The following is a 17,053-nucleotide window of genomic DNA, read 5'->3' on the forward strand; positions in this document are numbered from 1 at the left end:
ATAATTAGTTTGCCGTCCATCCCAACAAACGTCAACGAGAGCGGGAGACGATGTACTTCGGCGGCGACTACAACCCCGAGCAGTGGCCCGAAGACGTCTGGCACGACGACGTCGCCCTGATGCGCCGGGCCCGGGTCAACCTCGTCACGATCGGCGTGTTCTCGTGGAGCAGCATCCAGCCCGCGCCCGGACGCTGGGAGTTCGGCCGGCTCGACCGCGTCTTCGACCTGCTGCACGCCAACGGCATCGCGATCAACCTGGCCACGCCGACCGCGTCACCGCCCCCGTGGTTCGGCCGCCGGCATCCCGACACGCTGACCGTCACCGCCGACGGCACCCGGCTGAGCCACGGCAGCCGCGACACCTACTGCGTGAGCGCGCCGGCGTACCGGGAGGCCTCGAAGGAACTGGCGTCGGTGCTGGCCGAGCGCTACGGCGGGCACCCGGCGCTGGCGATGTGGCACGTCCACAACGAGTACGGCACCCGGTGCCACTGCGACCACGTGGCCCGCGCCTTCCGGGCGTGGTTGCGGGCCCGCCACGGCGACCTGGCCACCCTGAACGAACGCTGGACGACCGCCTTCTGGTCGCAGGGCTACTCCGACTGGGACGAGATCGAGCCGCCCCGGGCCACCCAGTGGTTGCCGAACCCGTCGCAGCTGCTCGACTTCCGCCGGTTCCTCTCCGACGAGATGCTCGCCCACTACGTCGAGCAGCGCGACCTGCTGCGCCCGACGGGCAAGCCGGTCACCACGAACTTCGCCTTCGGCGCGTGGGTGCCGGTCGACCACTGGAAGTGGGCCCGCGAGGTCGACCTGGTGGCCGTCGACGACTACCCGACCGGCGACCTGGCCGAGGAGTCGGCCTTCACCGCCGACCTGGCCCGCTCGTGGGCGGGCGGCAAACCGTGGATCCTGATGGAGCAGGCGGCGGCCGTCGAATACACCCCCCGACGCACCCTCCCCCGCCCGCCGGGCGACCTCGCCCGGACCACCCTGATCCACGTCGAGCGGGGATCGATCGGCGCGATGTTCTTCCAGTGGCGCGCCTCCCGGGGCGGCGCGGAGCAGTGGTTCCACGGCATGGTCCCGCACGCGGGCCCCGACACCCGCACCTTCCGCGAGATCACCGCGTTGGGCGAGACCCTCGCGGCGCTTCCGACCCCTGCGGCGCGGACCCCCGAGGTCGCGATCGTCTGGGACGACGAGGCGTGGTGGGCGCTCCAGGGCCGGGGGTTGCCCTCCCAGGATCTCGACTACCTGGAGGCGGTCAAACAGCCGCATCGGCTGCTCTACCGGGCCGGGCACCACGTCGCCTTCGTCCACCCGGAACACGATTTTTCGCCATACCGGTTGGTGATCGTGCCGAGCCTGCTGCCGGTCACCGGCACGGCTCTCGCCAACCTGGCCGCCCATCGGGGGGCCGTGCTCATGTCCTACTTCTCGGCCGTCACCGACGAGCATCTCCGGGTGCGGCTCGGCGGCCGGCTGCCCGCCTTCGGGATCACGATCAAGGAGCACCGCCCCCTCGCCGCACCGCTGACCCTCTCCGACGGCGCCGAGGCTTCGCTCTGGAGCGAGGAGATCGCCCTCGACGGGGCCGAGGCCGTCGTCTCCTACCCCGACGGCACCCCCGCCCTCACCCGGTTCGGTAAGGCGTGGTATTTGTCCACGCGATTGGCCGACAAAGCCTATGAAAACCTTCTGACCTGCCTTTTACGCCCTACTTACTGTCCAACCGGTACATATGAGGAGAGGTAAGGGAACCATCACGGCGGGGGAGAACGATGCTCAAGGTGGTGCCATCGCTCGCGAAGGTCAGAGACATCACGTCGGCGCTCCGCCGGCGGGCGTCTCACCGCGAGAGCAGGGGCGATTCGACGGTGATCGACCTGCGAGCGTACCGCGACGCCAAAATCATCAGATTTCCCCGCACCGGTGGCCCGACCACGGTCGCCTGAACGGCCGTATCAACCCGTGAGGGCCGCGCGGCAATCGGCGCGCCGCGCGACAGCACAACGGTGACGGGGTGCCGGCCGTGCCTGAACACGGTCGCCACCCCGTCACGCACTCAGCAGACGGCGGGCTCGGTCGACGACGGGTTTGTCGACCATCCGCCCCCCGACCACCCCCACTCCCCCGGTCGACGCCGCCAGGACCTCCCGTGCCCAGGCCAGGTCCTCCTCCGACGGCGTGAACGCCGCCAGCACCGGCCCGACCTGCCGGGGATGCACGCACAACTTCCCCCCGAAGCCCAGCGCGGCCGCGTGCTGCGCGTCCTCGCGCACCCTGTCGTCCGAGGTCAGGTCGGTGGTCACCCCGTCGAGGGGCGCGGCCGTTCCGGCCGCGGCGGCGGCCAGCACCAGCACCGAGCGGGCGTGCAGCAAGGCCGTGCGGTCGTCGGGTGACACGCCCAGCTGGGCCGCCAGGTCGACGCCGCCGAAGGCCGGCCGCACCACCCCGGGCGCGGCGCAGATCTCGCGGACGTTGAACAAGCCCGCCGCGGTCTCGATCAACGGGTAGGCCGTGCCGAAGACGTCGGCGGCCGACTCGGCCTTGGGGATCATCACCGGGCAGCCGAACTCCGTCACCAGGGCCACGTCGTCGTCGTGCCATTCGGTGCCGCGCGCGTTGATCCGTACCAGGCCGGGACCGCCGCCCGCCAGCCACGCCCGCACGTGCTCGCGCGCCGCCGGTTTGGCGGCGGGGGCGACCGCGTCCTCCAGGTCGAGGATGATCGTGTCGGCCCCGGCGGCGGCCGCCTTCGCGAACCGGTCGGGACGGTCGCCGGGGACGAACAGGGCCGCCCGGACCATCAGCCGGGCACCACGGGAAGCAGCAGGTAGGAGGCCGTGTCGCCGCCCGTGTGGATGGTCACCTCGTTGTGGAAGACCTCCGCCGGGCGGTCGGCCGGGTCGTCGTGCAGGAAGGGGCCGCAGCCCCTGAGCGGGTTGCGGAGGTTCGACAGGTGCCCGGCGGGCTTGTCGTGCTCGTAGTCGCGGCCGCGTACCTCCAGCACGATCCGGTAGCCCTCCGGCACGACCAGGCAGGTCGGCAGGATCTCCACGTCGAGTTCGTAGACCTCCCCCGGCACCAGCGGGGCCGGGTTCGTGTGGGTGTGCACGGGCAACCACGGCTGCGACAACTCGGGGTCGAGTTCGCGGTGGGAGGCCCGCAACCAGCCCTGCGCGACCGGGGTGTGCGGGTCGAGGGCGCCCTGGAAGGCGATCTCCTCCCCCGCCGGGTCGAACACGCGGACCACCAGGAACAGGTCGGCGTCCGAGGTCGACGACGACACGAACAACTTCGCCGCCAGCGGCCCGGTGATCTCGGTCGTCTCGGTCAGCGCGGGCAGTTCGAACTGCACGCCGCGTCCCGTGGCGGCGTAACTGACCTGCGCGGGCGCCGCCGGTTCTCCCAGCGTCATCGCGGCGGCGTCGAGATACTTCCTGGTCCATTCGGTACGGGGGATCGGCCACGCCTCCTCGAACCGGGGCGTGAACGTGGCGTCGGGGTGGCGGACCTGCAACTGCACGGGCGGCTGCTTCGACCAGCCGGTGTCCTCGCCCTTGAGGAAGTGGCCGAAGAAACGTTTCTGCAGGTCGACGCCGTAGTCGGCGTAGAAGAGCGACCAGTGGGTGTCGCCGTGCATCTCCAGCCACTTGTCCTCGGAGGCGGCCCGCAGGTAGCCGTAGGTGTTGCCGCGCAGGTGCAGTCCCTGGCCGCCCCAGTTGCCCGCCGACAGCAGAGGCACCGTCACCTTGTCCCAGACCGGCGAGCGCTCGCGGTGGTAGTCGTCGTCGAGCGGGTGGGCCTGGATGCCGCCGCCCAGGTCGGCCCGGTTGGCGGCCAGCTCCTCCTCGGAGAGGGTCTGGGAACCGGTGGCGAGGGCGCCGGTGACCGGGTTGCGCGGGCCGTTCTCGCCCAGGCCGTGCTGGACGGTCGTGACCTGCATGCCGTACCAGTTGTCCCAGAACGTGGTGCGGATGCCGCCGTGGTGGGTGGCGTCGCGGTACCAGTCGGCCGCGCCCTCCCACACGATGATCGCCGCCAGGTGGGGCGGCTGGAGGGAGGCGACGTGCCACTGGTTCATGGCGAAGTAGGAGATGCCGTTCAGGCCGACCTTGCCGTTGCTCCACTCCTGGACGCCGGCCCACTCGACGCACTCGTAGTAGTCGCGCGTCTCCCTCGGCGAGAAGCAGTCGATCACGCCCGGCGAGGCCCCGGCGCCGCGGGAGTCCACCCGTACGCAGACGTAGCCGTCGGGCACCCACTTCTCCGGGTCGACGACCTCCCACGCCTGGTAGACGTTGGACGAGCCCGCCAGCGCGTCGGGGTGCTCGGCGGCCATCTTGTTCCAGGCGCTCGGGTAGCCCTCCTGGAACGACAGGCCCTTGGCGTAGGGGCCGTAGGTGAGCACGACCGGGTGGCGGCCCGGGGCGTCGGGCCGGAAGACGTCGGCGCGCAGCACGACTCCGTCGCCGGTCTCGATCGGCACGTCCCATTCGACGATCATTGACAGGGCTCCTAGTCCTGGTGGGTCTGCTGCCACGGCGCGACGCGCCGGATCAGCCGTTCGGTTCCGGCGCGGGCGAGCACGCCGAGGAGGGCCAGCACGGCCACGCCCACGAACGCCTGGTTCTGGGCGAACGAGCGCGCGCTGGTCAGGATGAAGGTGCCCAGTCCGTCGATGTTGGCCAGGAACTCGACGGCGGCGGCCCCGACGAGGGCGCGCCCGACGGCGATGTGCAGCCCGGCGACCGCGAACGGCAACGCCGAGGGGAGCACGAAGTCGAGCACGAACCTGCCCCTGGGCACGTTGAGCACCCGGGCGACGTCGCCCAGGTTGGCGGGCAACGATCGGGCCCCGTCGGCGGTGGAGACCGCGCACGGCAGGAACGCCGACAGCGCGATCACGATCACCCGGGTGGTGTCGTCGTAGCCGAACCAGATCGTCGCCATCGGCACGATCGCCAGCATGGGCATGGCGTACAGGCCGCTGATGTACGGGGTGGTGAGCTGCCGCAACCAGGTGACGCGCCCGATGAGCAGCCCGGCGGCGGTCCCGGGCACGCACCCGAGCACCAGCCCGAGCACGACCGCCACGACGGTCTCCCCCAGCGCGGTGAGGAACGCGGCGGAGGTCAGCGTCGGCACCAGCTCGGTGAGCACGCCGGCGGGCGTGGGGAGGTAGTCGGGCAGGAACGCCGACCCGGCGACCTGCCACACACCGAGCAGGACCACCACGGCGACGACCTTGCCGATCACGTCCTTGCGGACCGGGGCGTCCACGGTCAGGACGGTCATTCGGTGCTCCCCTCGCGCCAGGGCGCGAACGCCTTCTCCAGCCGCCGGCCCAGGCCCATCAGCAGGGCCGCGATCACCGACACCAGCACGGTCAGGCCCAGCACGGTCGCCGAGTCGAACCGGGCCGAGGCCGACAGCAGCAGCCCGCCGATCCCGGTCGCCTGGAGGAAGAACTCGGCGATGAACGTGCCGACGAAGGCCATCGCGATGCCCTGCCGGATGCCGCTCATCGCGTAGGGCAGGGTGTGCGGGATCAGCACGTCGCGCCACAACGGCCATTCCCCGCTGCGGTGCACGCGGGCCACTTCGAGCAGGGTCTTCGGCGCGTGCCTGGCCCCCTCGACCGTGTTGATCAGGATCGGGAAGACCGCGCTCAGGAACACCACCAGCGTCTTGGCCCCGAAGCCGAACCCGAACGCCGCCAGGATCAGCGGCGCCAGCGCCACGATCGGCACCGACTGGAAGGCGAAGACCAGCCAGCCGGTGCTCCCGCGCAGCACCTTCGACCGCGACAGCACCAGCCCGTAGCCGACCCCGCCGACGATCGCGGCGGCCAGCCCGACCAGGAACAGCAGCCCGGTGTCGAGCAGCGCGGCCGGCAGGGTGCCGTCGGACACCATCGCGGCCAGCGCCTCGAACGAGCGGACCGGGGTGGCCAGCAGGACCGGGTCACGCTGGCCGGCGAACTGCCAGGCGATCAGCCCGAGCAGCAGACCGGCCAGCGCGACCGCGACGGCGCGGGGCCGCGAGTCACTTCCCGAGCGCTTCATCGAACACCGTGAGGTCGACGAAGTCCTCGTACTCGGGGGCCTTGTCGGCGGCCACGTTCCCAGCCTTCACCTGGGCTTCGACCGCGTGGTCGACCCGGTCGCGGGCCAGGCCCGCGTCGGCCGGCCAGAACTTGATGCCGACGAACTGGCCGAGGGCCTCCTTGGAGATCTCCGGAGTGCGCTTGGTCATGGTGGCGGCGATGCCGGCCACCTCGTCGGCGTTGGCCGGGTCGTTGATGAACGTGATCGCCTTGTGGAGGGCCGCCACGGTCTTCACCCAGGCGGGGCGCTTGCCGCCGTCGCCGAGCTCGTCCTGGCGGGTGACCAGCATCGTGTAGTGGGAGGTCGGGTCGACCTTGGCGAGCGCGACCACCTCGTGGGCCTGCGTCTTCTCGTTGACGGCGGCCAGCTCGTCGGGGTGCAGCACGGCGGTGTCGACCTGCCCGGCGATCATGGCGTCGACCGACTGGGGGCCGCCCACGTTCACGGTCGTGATGTCGGCCGGGGTCAGGCCGCAGGAGCCGATCATCTGGTTGACCGACAGGGCCTTGGGGGCGCCCGCGCCGTCGACGGCGACGGTCTTGCCCTTCAGGGACGCGCAGTCGGTGACCTTGGGGTCGGAGGACGCGATCAGGAACGACGGGTTCTCGTTGCCGAGGATGGCCACCACGTTGCCGCCCGAGGCGCGCAGCGCGACCGCGCCCGAGGTGCCGATGACGCCGCCGTCGAGTTCCTTGCTCTGGATGGCCCGGCCGACGTCGGCGCCGGTCGGCAGGGGCCGCAGGGTGACGGTGACGCCACCCTCCTTGAAGTAGCCCTTCGACTCGGCGACGTACGCCATCAGGTTCACGAAGACCGGGGGGATGCCGGGGACGCCGACCGACAGGGTGGTCGCGCCGCCGTCGCCCGAGGAAGAGCCGCCGCCGCAGGCGGCGAGGGCGGTGAGGGAGACCAGGGCCAGCGCGGCCGCTCCCAGGCGCTTGATCGACAACATGTGCCGTCCTTCCCAGGTGCCGCCCCAGGGCGGGCACCGTTGTGCTTTCAGCCCGCCTGACCGGCGTCGGGGGACATGACGAGAGACCAGACGCGTTCGCGCAGCGCGGCGAACTCCTCCGACCTCGCCACCGCACGGTCGCGCGGATGAGGCAGCGCGACGTCGATGACCTCGTGCACCCTGCCGGGACGGCCCTTCAGCACGACCACCCGGTCGCCGAACAGCACCGCCTCGTCGATCGAGTGCGTGACGAACAACATCGTGATCGGGTGCTCCTCCCACATGCGGAGCAGCTCGAAGCGCAGCACCTCGGCGGTCTGCGCGTCGAGCGCCCCGAAGGGCTCGTCCATGAGGAGCACCCGGGGCCGCACGGCCAGCGCGCGGGCCAGGCCCGTGCGCTGCTGCATGCCGCCGGAGAGCTGGTGCGGGTAGGACTTCTCGAATCCGGAGAGGCCCACCATGCCGATCAGCTCACGCGTGCGGGCGGCGATCTCCTCTTTCGGGAGCCCGCGCAGCCGCAGCGGGTAGGCGACGTTCGCCTCGACGGTCTTCCACGGGAACAACCCGAAGTGCTGGAAGACCATCCCGACCCCTTCGGGGGTGCCGTCGACGACCTCGCCGTCGACCTTCACACTCCCCTCCGACGGGGTGAGCAGCCCCGCCACCGCACGGAGCAGCGTCGTCTTCCCGCAGCCGGAGGGCCCGACGACGGAGACGATCTCGCCGGGCGCGACGTCGACCCGGATGCCCGACGCGGCGACACGGTCCCCGAACCGCATCGTCACGTCGTCGATGGCGACGGCCGCACCGCCCCTGCCGGGGCTGGTCAGCGTGGTGGCTTTACGCCGGTCGTGCAGTGACATGCGACGTACTGTTGCATAATGATGCCTTCTATACAAGAGTGATGTGTCATGAGAGTTAATAATGCATGATTTCCGGCATCCTGTACTGCTCCTGCACACCCTGGGAGCCTCCGGGGAGACCTGGGCCGACGTCATCGGCGCAGATCAGAGCCGCTTTTCCGCCCCCGACCTCCCTGGTCACGGTATGCGCCGAGCCGAGGTGTTCGACACCGCGAAAGCGGTCGCGACCTGCCTGAAAACCGGACCCCGCTTCCACGTCGCCGGCTCGGGCCTGGGCGCCTACGTGGCCCTGGAGGTGTGCCGAGCCGCACCCGAGCGGGTGGCGTCCCTGGTTCTGGCGGGCTTCCCGGCGGCGGGCGGCCCGGAGCGCGTGGAGGCGACCGCGAAGGCCCTCCAGGAGCAGGGCGTGGAAGGGTTCGCCACCTCTTATATGCAGAACACTCTCCACCCGGGCGGCGCGGGCTCTCGGGAGGTCTTCTCCCGGACGTTCCGGGCGATGCGTCCCGAAGGGCTGTTGAGCGCCCTGGCGGCGGCGCTGAGCTGGCGTCTCCCCGAGAGCCGCAGGCCGGCCATGGTGCTCCGGGGGGAGCACGACGTGCGGGTGGGCGAGGAGGCGGCGCGATCACTGGCCGCCACCCTTGGGGCGGATTACGTTACTCTTCCCCTGGCCGGGCACGTCGCGTACGTTGACGACCCTCGCGGCTTCCGCGAAGTTCTCGATGCCTTTCATCGCGCCACCGAAGCGCAGGAGGAACACTGATGACCGGCAGTCCGCGCACCAAACGCGACATCATCGTCGCGGAACTGCGCCGCATGATCTCCGCGGGCGAGCTCGCGCGGGGCAGCCGGATCCGGCAGGACGTGCTGGCCTCCCAGTTCAAGACGAGCATCACCCCGGTCCGCGAGGCCCTGCGCCTGCTGGAGGCCGAGGGCATGCTGATCAGCGAGCCCCATCGCGGGGTGCGGGTCGCCGACGCCGACTACGACCGCGTCAAGACCGTCTACCTGCTGCGCATGTCGGTCGAGCCCTACGCCATGCGCCGCGCCTCCCGCCGCCTGTCCCCCAAGGACCTCGACCACGCCCAGCGGCTCGTCGAGGAGATGGAGAAGGCCGCCGCCGAGGGCGACCGCGCCACCCTCAACGAGAAGAACCGCCAGTTCCACTTCCTCTTCTACGACCGCTGCGGCAACGAGGGCCTGAGCGAGGAGATCGCCCTCCTCTGGCAGCGTTTCCCGTGGGACATGCTCCAGGTGGTCGAGAGCCGGGCCGACGAAGCCTCCCGGGAACACCGCACGATCCTCGACGCCGCCCGCGCGGGCGACACCGACGCCCTGGCCCGAGCGACCGAGATCCACCTGACCAACAGCTTCCTCGCCCTGGCCCGCCATCTCGTCGGCCACGACGTCCCCGACCCCTATGAGATCGACAACGACTGACCCCGCTCGGGTCCACGCGCCGGCCGACCGCGCGCGCATCGGACCGCCCGCCCTACGGCCGGTCCACGGCCGGGCGGCCGACCACGCCCGCTGCGGCCAGCTCGGACACCTCTTGTTCCGACAGCCCCAGCTCCGCGAGCACCTCCGTCGTGTGTTCCCCCACGTCGGGCACGGCCCGGAGGTCCTCCTCCGCACTGCCCGGGTGGAACGGGGAGGTCACCACGGTCGCCTTCGCGCCGTCCGGGAGCACGGCCGACGACCACCGGCCCGTCGCCCGCGCCTGCGGGTGGGCCAGCACGTCCGGGAGGCGGTTGAGGCGGGCGTTGGGCACGTCGGCGCGCTCCAGGCGATCGGTCAGTTCGTCGGTCGGCAACGCCCGCAGGGCCGCCTCGACGACCGTTTCCAACCGGTCCCGGTTCCGCAGCCGGTCGGTGTTGAGCGCGAAATCGGGGTCGCCGGCCAGGGCCGGGTCGCCGACGACGACCTCGCACAACCGCCGCCACTGGCCCTCGTTCTGCACCGCGATCAGCACCAGGTCGCCGTCGGCCGAGACGTAAGGGCCGTAGGGGGCGATGCTCGCGTGGCTCAGCCCCGCGGGTTCGGGGGCGGTGCCCGCGTGCGACTGGGCCAGCAGCAGCGGGCTCATCCATTCGAGCAGCACGTCGAACATGGCCACGTCGATGCGCTGCCCCCGTCCGGTCCGCTCCCGCGAGTAGAGGGCAGCCGTGACGGCCGACAGCGCGTACGTCCCGCCGCTCAGGTCGGCCAGTGAGACCCCCGGCTTGGCGGGCTGGGCGGGCGTCCCGGTCGCGGTCACGACCCCGGCCTCGCCCTGGATGAGCATGTCGTAGGCCTTGCGATGGGCGAACGGGCCGCGGGTGCCGTACCCGGACAGGAAGAGCCTGATCAGCCGGGGGTTGAGCGCGACCAGCTCGTCATCGGTGAAGATGCGGTCGAACGCGCCCGGAGCCAGGTTGCAGACCAGCACGTCGGCCGTGCGGAGCAGCTCCCCCAGCACGCGACGGCCCTCCGGGGTCTTCAGGTCGAGGGCGACGCTGCGTTTGCCCCGGTTGAGCCAGACGAAGTGGCTGGACATGCCGCCGACGAAGTCGTCGTAGTCGCGGGCGAAGTCGCCCGACAGGCGCTCGACCTTGATCACGTCGGCGCCCAGGTCGGCCAGGTGCCGTGAGCAGAGCGGCACCGCGACCGCCTGCTCGACCGCGACGACCCGCACCCCGGCGAGGTCGGCCCTCACCTCGCGCCCCACGTGAACACGCTGCCGACGGCGGGCTGCACGTAGCGGTCGGCCAGCGCCGCCGACATGTGGGCGTGGCTGCGCAGGCCGGAACAGTGCATCGGTACGACCGTCTTCACGTCGAGGTCGCGGAACGCCTCGGCGGTGAGCTCCACGTTCTTCGCGGGCGTGGTCGGGAAGCCCAGGTGGAAGCCGCCCAGCACGGCCCTGATGGGCTTGTCGCCCGCGATCGCCCTGGCCTGGTGGAGCGTGTTGACCACCCCGGCGTGCGCGCAGCCGGTCAGCACCACCAGGCCCTCGTCCTTGACGTCGATGATCAGGCCCATCTCGTCCATGACCTCGTCGCGGCGGACCTCGCCGGTCGCGGAGACCTGGTAGAGCCCCGGCTTGCCGCGCTCGAACGGCGGCGCGGCGGCCTCGAACGGGACGTTCCTGGGGATCTCGCCGGTCGTCCAGACGCCCCAGCCGAGGTCGAGCGGGTCGCGGCTGAGCACCGGCGCGCCGCCGCTGGCCTCGATCTGGCCGAAGGTGAAGGCGGTGTTGTAGACGGGCGAGACCCGGCCGTCGCCCATGACCGCGTAGCGCGGCAGCTCGGCGTCGTGGTGGGTGGCGACCGGGACCCGGCGGCCGGCCAGTTCGAGGAAGGTGTGCACGCCGCCGAAGTGGTCGGGGTGCCCGTGGCTGATGACCAGGTGGTCGACCGCGCCGGCGTCCACCCCGAGGACCTTCATGTTGTGCGCGAGCACGCTGCCCGTCAGGCCGGCGTCGAACAGCACCCGGGTGGTGTGCCGGCCCCGGGTGGCCTCGACGAGCATGCTGATCCCGTTCTCGGCCTGCGGCGGCACCCTCCTGCCGTCGAAGTGCTCGATCAGCCCGTACCGGCTGACGCAGTGGTCCGCCACGTCGGGCAGCAGCATGTCGACCCAGTTCTCGACCAGGACGGTGACCGTGACCGAATCGGCCTGGAACATCCGGCGGCTCCTTCCATCGCACAATTAGGAAGGAACATTACATGATCGATACAGATAATGCATCATCTGTCGCGTCATGCCTTACGGAAGTAGGACGAGGCCGGCACGCCTCCCCTCAGGAACTCCTGGAACGTGATGCGCCCCACGGCGTGCTCGGGCGTGAGCTGGTAGCCCGCGCGGAACGCCTTGCTGACCCGGCCCGGCACCAGCAGCTCGACGATCGGCTTCTTCTTCCCCTCGGCCGCGAGGTAGAGCTCGGCCATCTCCCGGAAGCTGAGGACCTGCGGCCCGCCCATGTCGGCGACCCGGCCGGCCGGGTCGCCCATCGCCAGCGTGGTGAGCTGCGACGACACCTCGGAGATCGCGATCGGCTGGGCCGCCCACCCGAGCGGGACGGGCACGATCGGCGACTTGGCCATGCTCCGGCAGAGCGAGGCCATGAAGTCGTGGAACTGCGTGGTCCGCAGGATCGTGTACGGCAGCCCGGAGGCCTCGACCATCTGCTCCACGGCCAGCTTGACCTGGTAGTACGAGTAGGGATGCCGGTCGACCCCGACGATCGAGATGTAGACCACGTGGGTGCCGGGCGCCAGCGCCGACAGCAGGTTGCGGGCCGCCTGCACGTCGGTCTTGCCGGGCGGCTTGCTGGCGAGGTGGACGACCGTGCCGACGCCCTCCGCCGCCGCGGCGACCCCCTGGCCGGTGACCAGGTCGCCCTGGTAGGGCCCGTCGGCGCTACGGGCCAGATTGCGGACCTCCCGGCCCGCCCGCCGAAGGTCCGCGATGACCTGACGGCCCAGGATCCCGGTGCCGCCGGTGACGAGAATCGTACCGTCCATGATGGTTTCCCACCTTTTGAGGCATTTTCAGGATCCATACCCCATCACGACGCGCTGAACGAACTCACCCCACAGGCTCATGAATCCGGGGCCCAGGTCTGTCAGGATGGGGGGGTGAGCCATTCCCCGGCCGTGGTCCAGCCCGACCAGGAACTGATCATCGAGATCCTCAACGAACTCGACATCGACTTCACCTTCGACGCTGACGGCGACCTCGCGATCTCCACCGAGGCGCTCACGGTCTTCTTCCTGTTCGGGTCAGAAGGCGACCTGTTCACGATCCGCACCTTCTACGACCGCCACTACTCCGTCGACGAGAAGCCCCTGCTGCTCACCGCGCTCAACGAGTGGAACGCCGACACCATGTGGCCGAAGGTCTACGCCTTCACGCCCGACAACGGCGTGATCCGGGTGATAGGCGACGCCCAGCTCTACATCGGCGCCGGGGTGACCTACGAGCACCTGATGACGATCGTCGCCCACTGGGTGAGGTCGGCGATCAAGTTCCACCGCTGGCTCAGCGACCGTCTGGCCTTCGAAGAGGACGACGCCGAATAGTCCTGGCCAGCGCCTCTTCGAGGGTCTTCTGCGGGTACGGCGATCGCGCCACCGCCCCCTCGATGTCGATCTCCCCACGGTTCAGCCGTTCACAGAGCGTCACGATCTCGGTGATCTCCGCTCGCTGCCGCTCGACGAAGTCGGGCGTCACCGGGTCGCCGTGGCCCGGCACGATCACCCGGGGCGCGGCGTCCAGCATCTTCTCCAGCGCCATCGGCCAGGCGGCCGGGTAGGAGTCGCCGAACTGCGGCGGCGCGCCCTGCTCCACGAGGTCTCCGGCGAACAGCACCCCCGCGTCCGGCACCTCGACGGTGAGGTCGTGGCCGGTGTGGCCGGGCCCGGGATGGCCGAGCAGCACCTCCCTGCCGCCGAGGTCGACGCTGAACGGCGCGCGCAGCGGCAGCACGATCGGCGCGGACGCGATGCCGGGGAACTCGCCCGACCATTCGGCGACCTGCTTGTGCGCCGTGTCGACCAGCGCCTCGCGGCAGCCCTCGGTGGCGAAACAGGTGCCGAAGGCGGCCGTGCCGAAGGCGTGGTCGAAGTGGGCGTGGGTCAGCACGACCGTCCAGGGCAGGTCGGTGACCTCCCTGATCGCGTCGGCCCACGCGTGGCCGAAGGCCTCGTCGATGCCGGTGTCGACGACGAGACAACCGGTGTCCCCCACGACGAGTCCGAGGGTGAGGTCGAGTTCGGTGTGCCGGCGGATCCAGACTCCGTCCGCAACTTCGATCATGGTCAGTGCTTACCACACCGGAGCCCGGCCCGACCGAATTTCGCTCCGTTGACACCCCGAAAAATCCGGATCACACCGCAGAAGTCCGGAGCCGTCCGGCGCGTCAGGCTTTGGCGAGCGCCGCGCGCAGCTCCTCGGCGGTGAACCGGGACACGTAGGCGGGCCGGTCACGGTCGTGCCGCCACCCCTCGGACAGCGGGCCGACGTCCACGACGTCGAAACCGAAGGAGTCGGTCAGGTCGGCGACGACCTTCTTCGCCCCCGGGTCGTCGCCCGCGATCGGCAGCGCCCGGCGGCCCGGGGTGCCCGGCGGAGTGCCGTCGGACAGCAGGTGGGCGGCCATGATGTTGTTGAAGCCCTTGACCACGCGCGAGGTCGGCAGATGCTCCTGGAGCAGCCCCGACGGCGTCTTCTCGCCGGAGTCGATCTCCGGGAACCGCCCGTCGCGCTCGAAGTAGTAGTTGTTCGTGTCGATCACGATCTTCCCCGCGAGCGGCTCGACCGGGACCTTCGTGTACGCGTGGAACGGCACCGTGACGACCACGACGTCCCCCGCCTCGGCCGCCCCTTCGGGCGTCGACGCGGACGCGCCCGGCCCGAGCGACCCGACCAGGTCGGCGAGGGTCTCGGGCCCCCGGGAGTTGCTCATCACGACGGTGTGACCGGTGCCGACGGCCAACCGGGCCAGCGCCGACCCGATGTGCCCGCTACCGATGAATGCGATGACCATACTCACGGGAACCAGACCGAAGGGGATGGAATTCCCCCTCCGCCCTCCAACGCGACCACCCGCAAGGCCCCCTTGGTGACCATGAGCACCCTGCCGTCGCCCAGGTCGTGGATCGCGTAGATCCGCCGTTCGCCCGTGTGCACCCGCCCTCCCGCGCCGGTCACCAGGCCGAGCGGCTCCGCGACGAGGAACGGCAGCACCCTCGGCCAGTCGAACGGGCACTCGACGTACCGGACCTCGGGCGTGGACAGGCGTAACTCCACGACCCGCCGGGACTCGGTCCGGGCCAGGCACCGATCGGCGTCCACGACCCGGAACACCTCGACCAGGTCGGCCTGGTGGAGCGGTTCGGGCGGCCGCCAGTCGTGCAGCCGGGCTCCGTCACGGGGGCTCACCAGCCAGGCGCGGTCGCCGTGCCCGAGCAGCGCCCGGTCGCCCCAGGCCGCCGGCAGCACCGTGGCCGTTCTGGCGGGGGTGCACCACGACACCGCCCCGGTCTCCAGCTCGGCCGCCCCCACCGGCGTGTACCCCCGCCAGCCTCCGAAGAGGACCAGCGGGCCGCACACCACGGCATGCGCGCTCCACTCCCGCGTCGACGCGCACCAGAGCTCCGCGCCCGTGGCCAGATCGAGGCAGCGCAGCCGCGATCCGCCGACCAGGACCCGGTCTCCTGCCAGCACGATCTCGCGCGGCCACGGTTCGGTCGCCACGTCCCACCGCACCGAGCCGTCGCGGGGATCGAGGCAGACCAGCCGGGTGTGGCGTTCGTACACGACGATCACGTCACGACGGACCGCGGGGATCGCGGCATATCCGGCGATGTGCAGCGATCTCTCCCAGACGTGACGCACGGGGTGATCATACAAACCTCGTCTCCAGCATTGACGAGGTTTTCTCCCGCCCCTACATTGTCTCCCCTAGAGACGATGTTCCGTCGTGGTATGAAGTGACGCACCAGGAGGCCCACAGACGAGTTGAGGCACCATGACCGAGCGATACCTCGGCGTTCTCGGCATCGGCGAGGCGCTGGGGGTGAGCCGGCACGCGGTGCACAAGTGGCGGGCCCGCCACCCCGCAGGCTCCGCCCACCCCTTCCCCGACCCTGACGCCGAGATCGACGGCGCCCCCGGCTGGCGCCCCGACCGTCTCGGCGAGATCGTGCGCTGGCGTGAGAGCCTGCCCGGCCGCGGCGCCGGCGGAGGGCGCCCGTCCGCGGCCCGGCAGGACTACCTGAAGGCGGCCGCCGAACGCGGCCTCGACCGTGACGAGGCGCTGCGGGCCCTCGTGACGTTCACCGAAGAGTTCCCCGAGATGACCGAGCCGGAGATCTGCGCCTGGCTCATCGAGAGCTGGCGTCCCTTCTAGCCGTAAGGCGATGACGCATGCCCCTCAACGGCACGACCGCACCCGGATTCGAACCCGTCCGCGACGCGTTCGCGGCGAACTTCGAGCACCACGACGAGATCGGCGCCGCCGTCTGCGTCTACCTCCACGGCGAGAAGGTCGTCGACCTGTGGGGCGGCGTGGCCGACCCCGAGACCGGCCGCCCCTGGACCGAGGACACCCTCCAGGTCGTCTTCTCCACCACCAAGGCGATCACCGCCGCCTGCGCCCTGCACCTGGCCGACCGCGGCCTGCTCGACCTGGACGCCCCCGTCGCCGACTACTGGCCGGAGTTCGGCAAACCCGAGATCCCGGTACGGTGGCTGCTCACCCACCAGGCGGGCCTGGCCGCCCTCGACAAGCCGGTCACCCCCGCCGAGGCCATCGCCTGGGAGCCGGTGGTCGCCGCCCTGGAAGCCCAGCAGCCCCTCTGGACGCCGGGCACCGAGCCGGGCTACCACGCCCACACCTTCGGCTGGCTGGTCGGCGAGGTGGTCCGCCGGGCGTCGGGGCGGACGCTGGGGACCTACCTGCGCGAGGAGATCGCCGGCCCGCTCGGCCTGGACTTCTGGATCGGGCTGCCGCCTTCCGAACACCACCGCGCCGCCCGGATCGTGTCCCCGAAGATCGACCTGTCGGTCGACCCGGCGACCCTTCCGGAGGAGCTGCGCCCCTACTTCGACCCGGCGTCGCTGACGATGCGCGCCTCGATGGCGGTGACCCCGTTCCTGAACCACAACGACCCCATGGAACTGGCGGCCGAGTTCCCCGCCTCGAACGGGGCGGGCAGCGCGCGCGGGCTGGCGGGTTTCTACGCGGCCCTGCTCGACGGGCGGATCCTGAGCCCCGAACTGCTGGCCGAGGCCACGACCGAGCAGGTCGGCGGGGTCGACAAGGTGCTGCGGGTGCCGGTACGGGTGGGGCTGGGCTTCGGGCTGCCGAACCCGGACGAGTTCTGGTACGGGCCGCGCGCCTTCGGCTTCCCCGGATATGGGGGCTCGCTGGGCTTCGCCGACCCCGACCGGGGGCTGGCCTTCGGCTACGTCATGAACCACGGACAACATGCGGCGAACGACCGCCGCGCGGCCGACCTCGTGCGGGCCGCCTACTCGTGACGGCGGCCCGGTGGGCGCGGCCGGGTGGCGCCGGTTGCGGCCCCGGCCTCGGCCTCGGTCGGTGCCGGGGTGGGCGGAGCCGTAACGGAGAAAAGA

19 protein-coding genes are annotated in these 17,053 nt (G+C 71.1%); 7 read left to right on the forward strand and 12 right to left on the reverse strand.

The window, feature by feature from the left end; translation table 11 throughout:
• Window positions 1-50 precede the first annotated feature (50 nt).
• Both AW274_RS05475 and AW274_RS41080 read left to right on the forward strand, forming a co-directional pair.
• Window positions 51-1,760, forward strand: a complete 1,710-nt coding sequence (locus AW274_RS05475; RefSeq protein WP_062429896.1) for a beta-galactosidase — start codon at window positions 51-53, stop codon at window positions 1,758-1,760.
• Window positions 1,761-1,786: 26 nt separating this feature from the next.
• Entirely contained in the window at window positions 1,787-1,960 is a 174-nt protein-coding gene (locus AW274_RS41080; protein ID WP_198169018.1) for a hypothetical protein, read from the forward strand.
• 102 nt (window positions 1,961-2,062) lie between these two features.
• On the opposite strand, the gene AW274_RS05480 is transcribed toward AW274_RS41080, so the two are convergent.
• Genes AW274_RS05480 through AW274_RS05505 form a run of 6 tightly spaced genes read right to left on the reverse strand, consistent with a single transcriptional unit; the run spans window position 2,063 to window position 7,933 of the window.
• Complete coding sequence (locus tag AW274_RS05480; RefSeq protein WP_062429897.1) at window positions 2,063-2,815, reverse strand: HpcH/HpaI aldolase/citrate lyase family protein; 753 nt, start codon at window positions 2,813-2,815, stop codon at window positions 2,063-2,065.
• Window positions 2,815-4,515: a CocE/NonD family hydrolase gene (locus AW274_RS05485; RefSeq protein WP_062429898.1), complete on the reverse strand. Its 1,701-nt coding sequence runs from the start codon at window positions 4,513-4,515 to the stop codon at window positions 2,815-2,817. Before AW274_RS05485 ends, AW274_RS05480 begins: the two co-directional genes overlap by 1 nt.
• A gap of 11 nt (window positions 4,516-4,526) precedes the next feature.
• Window positions 4,527-5,306, reverse strand: coding sequence for an ABC transporter permease (locus AW274_RS05490; RefSeq protein WP_062429899.1), 780 nt, complete (start codon window positions 5,304-5,306; stop codon window positions 4,527-4,529).
• Window positions 5,303-6,076 carry an ABC transporter permease gene (locus AW274_RS05495; RefSeq protein WP_062429900.1) on the reverse strand — a complete coding sequence of 258 codons (774 nt, stop codon included), beginning with the start codon at window positions 6,074-6,076 and terminating at the stop codon, window positions 5,303-5,305. The genes AW274_RS05490 and AW274_RS05495 overlap by 4 nt, the downstream gene beginning before the upstream one ends.
• Complete coding sequence (locus AW274_RS05500; RefSeq protein WP_062429901.1) at window positions 6,057-7,070, reverse strand: ABC transporter substrate-binding protein; 1,014 nt, start codon at window positions 7,068-7,070, stop codon at window positions 6,057-6,059. Before AW274_RS05500 ends, AW274_RS05495 begins: the two co-directional genes overlap by 20 nt.
• Window positions 7,071-7,117: 47 nt before the next feature.
• Window positions 7,118-7,933, reverse strand: coding sequence for an ABC transporter ATP-binding protein (locus tag AW274_RS05505; protein ID WP_083973843.1), 816 nt, complete (start codon window positions 7,931-7,933; stop codon window positions 7,118-7,120).
• Window positions 7,934-7,994: 61 nt separating this feature from the next.
• Between AW274_RS05505 and AW274_RS05510 the strand changes: the two genes are divergently transcribed.
• Both AW274_RS05510 and AW274_RS05515 read left to right on the forward strand, forming a co-directional pair.
• Entirely contained in the window at window positions 7,995-8,693 is a 699-nt protein-coding gene (locus AW274_RS05510) for an alpha/beta fold hydrolase (RefSeq protein ID WP_062429902.1), read from the forward strand.
• Window positions 8,693-9,370 carry a GntR family transcriptional regulator gene (locus tag AW274_RS05515; protein ID WP_062429903.1) on the forward strand — a complete coding sequence of 226 codons (678 nt, stop codon included), beginning with the start codon at window positions 8,693-8,695 and terminating at the stop codon, window positions 9,368-9,370. Before AW274_RS05510 ends, AW274_RS05515 begins: the two co-directional genes overlap by 1 nt.
• A gap of 52 nt (window positions 9,371-9,422) precedes the next feature.
• On the opposite strand, the gene AW274_RS05520 is transcribed toward AW274_RS05515, so the two are convergent.
• The 3 genes from AW274_RS05520 to AW274_RS05530 all read right to left on the reverse strand — a co-directional run bounded on the left by AW274_RS05520 (window position 9,423) and on the right by AW274_RS05530 (window position 12,435).
• Window positions 9,423-10,637 carry a CaiB/BaiF CoA transferase family protein gene (locus AW274_RS05520; RefSeq protein WP_062429904.1) on the reverse strand — a complete coding sequence of 405 codons (1,215 nt, stop codon included), beginning with the start codon at window positions 10,635-10,637 and terminating at the stop codon, window positions 9,423-9,425.
• A complete protein-coding gene (locus AW274_RS05525) occupies window positions 10,622-11,596 on the reverse strand; it encodes an MBL fold metallo-hydrolase (RefSeq protein WP_062429905.1) in 975 nt (324 codons plus the stop codon). The genes AW274_RS05520 and AW274_RS05525 overlap by 16 nt, the downstream gene beginning before the upstream one ends.
• 74 nt (window positions 11,597-11,670) lie before the next feature.
• Window positions 11,671-12,435, reverse strand: a complete 765-nt coding sequence (locus tag AW274_RS05530) for an SDR family oxidoreductase (protein WP_062429906.1) — start codon at window positions 12,433-12,435, stop codon at window positions 11,671-11,673.
• Between the two features lie 114 nt (window positions 12,436-12,549).
• Between AW274_RS05530 and AW274_RS41085 the strand changes: the two genes are divergently transcribed.
• The gene (locus tag AW274_RS41085; protein ID WP_062334923.1) at window positions 12,550-12,993 is read left to right on the forward strand and encodes a YbjN domain-containing protein; all 444 of its coding nucleotides are present in this window, start codon (window positions 12,550-12,552) and stop codon (window positions 12,991-12,993) included.
• Here AW274_RS41085 and AW274_RS05540 read toward each other — a convergent pair.
• The 3 genes from AW274_RS05540 to AW274_RS05550 form a co-directional block, all read right to left on the reverse strand.
• Entirely contained in the window at window positions 12,953-13,729 is a 777-nt protein-coding gene (locus AW274_RS05540; protein WP_062429907.1) for an MBL fold metallo-hydrolase, read from the reverse strand. The genes AW274_RS41085 and AW274_RS05540 overlap by 41 nt on opposite strands.
• Window positions 13,730-13,832: 103 nt before the next feature.
• On the reverse strand, window positions 13,833-14,459 hold the full coding sequence (locus tag AW274_RS05545) for an NADPH-dependent F420 reductase (protein WP_062429908.1): 627 nt from the start codon (window positions 14,457-14,459) through the stop codon (window positions 13,833-13,835).
• A 2-nt stretch (window positions 14,460-14,461) separates the two neighbouring features.
• Complete coding sequence (locus tag AW274_RS05550; protein ID WP_062429909.1) at window positions 14,462-15,310, reverse strand: outer membrane protein assembly factor BamB family protein; 849 nt, start codon at window positions 15,308-15,310, stop codon at window positions 14,462-14,464.
• A gap of 133 nt (window positions 15,311-15,443) precedes the next feature.
• On the opposite strand from AW274_RS05550, the gene AW274_RS05555 reads away from it, so the two are divergent.
• Complete coding sequence (locus AW274_RS05555; protein WP_062429910.1) at window positions 15,444-15,824, forward strand: hypothetical protein; 381 nt, start codon at window positions 15,444-15,446, stop codon at window positions 15,822-15,824.
• A gap of 17 nt (window positions 15,825-15,841) precedes the next feature.
• A complete protein-coding gene (locus AW274_RS05560) occupies window positions 15,842-16,957 on the forward strand; it encodes a serine hydrolase domain-containing protein (protein WP_062429912.1) in 1,116 nt (371 codons plus the stop codon).
• The last annotated feature ends 96 nt before the right edge of the window (window positions 16,958-17,053 follow it).

The sequence above is a fragment of the Herbidospora daliensis genome, assembly GCF_001570585.1.
In the GTDB taxonomy this organism is placed as follows: Bacteria; Actinomycetota; Actinomycetes; order Streptosporangiales; family Streptosporangiaceae; genus Herbidospora; species Herbidospora daliensis.

Excerpts from the sequence above, each read along its gene's own strand:
- AW274_RS05545 (WP_062429908.1), bottom strand. The coding sequence starts at position 14,459 with ATGGTCATCGCATTCATCGGTAGCGGGCACATCGGGTCGGCGCTGGCC.
- AW274_RS05485 (WP_062429898.1), bottom strand. The coding sequence starts at position 4,515 with ATGATCGTCGAATGGGACGTGCCGATCGAGACCGGCGACGGAGTCGTG.
- AW274_RS05540 (WP_062429907.1), bottom strand. The coding sequence starts at position 13,729 with ATGATCGAAGTTGCGGACGGAGTCTGGATCCGCCGGCACACCGAACTC.
- AW274_RS05515 (WP_062429903.1), top strand. The coding sequence starts at position 8,693 with ATGACCGGCAGTCCGCGCACCAAACGCGACATCATCGTCGCGGAACTG.
- AW274_RS05560 (WP_062429912.1), top strand. The coding sequence starts at position 15,842 with ATGCCCCTCAACGGCACGACCGCACCCGGATTCGAACCCGTCCGCGAC.
- AW274_RS05500 (WP_062429901.1), bottom strand. The coding sequence starts at position 7,070 with ATGTTGTCGATCAAGCGCCTGGGAGCGGCCGCGCTGGCCCTGGTCTCC.
- AW274_RS05490 (WP_062429899.1), bottom strand. The coding sequence starts at position 5,306 with ATGACCGTCCTGACCGTGGACGCCCCGGTCCGCAAGGACGTGATCGGC.
- AW274_RS05510 (WP_062429902.1), top strand. The coding sequence starts at position 7,995 with ATGCATGATTTCCGGCATCCTGTACTGCTCCTGCACACCCTGGGAGCC.
- AW274_RS05480 (WP_062429897.1), bottom strand. The coding sequence starts at position 2,815 with ATGGTCCGGGCGGCCCTGTTCGTCCCCGGCGACCGTCCCGACCGGTTC.
- AW274_RS41080 (WP_198169018.1), top strand. The coding sequence starts at position 1,787 with ATGCTCAAGGTGGTGCCATCGCTCGCGAAGGTCAGAGACATCACGTCG.
- AW274_RS05475 (WP_062429896.1), top strand. The coding sequence starts at position 51 with ATGTACTTCGGCGGCGACTACAACCCCGAGCAGTGGCCCGAAGACGTC.
- AW274_RS05530 (WP_062429906.1), bottom strand. The coding sequence starts at position 12,435 with ATGGACGGTACGATTCTCGTCACCGGCGGCACCGGGATCCTGGGCCGT.
- AW274_RS05555 (WP_062429910.1), top strand. The coding sequence starts at position 15,444 with ATGACCGAGCGATACCTCGGCGTTCTCGGCATCGGCGAGGCGCTGGGG.
- AW274_RS05525 (WP_062429905.1), bottom strand. The coding sequence starts at position 11,596 with ATGTTCCAGGCCGATTCGGTCACGGTCACCGTCCTGGTCGAGAACTGG.
- AW274_RS05505 (WP_083973843.1), bottom strand. The coding sequence starts at position 7,933 with ATGTCACTGCACGACCGGCGTAAAGCCACCACGCTGACCAGCCCCGGC.
- AW274_RS05495 (WP_062429900.1), bottom strand. The coding sequence starts at position 6,076 with ATGAAGCGCTCGGGAAGTGACTCGCGGCCCCGCGCCGTCGCGGTCGCG.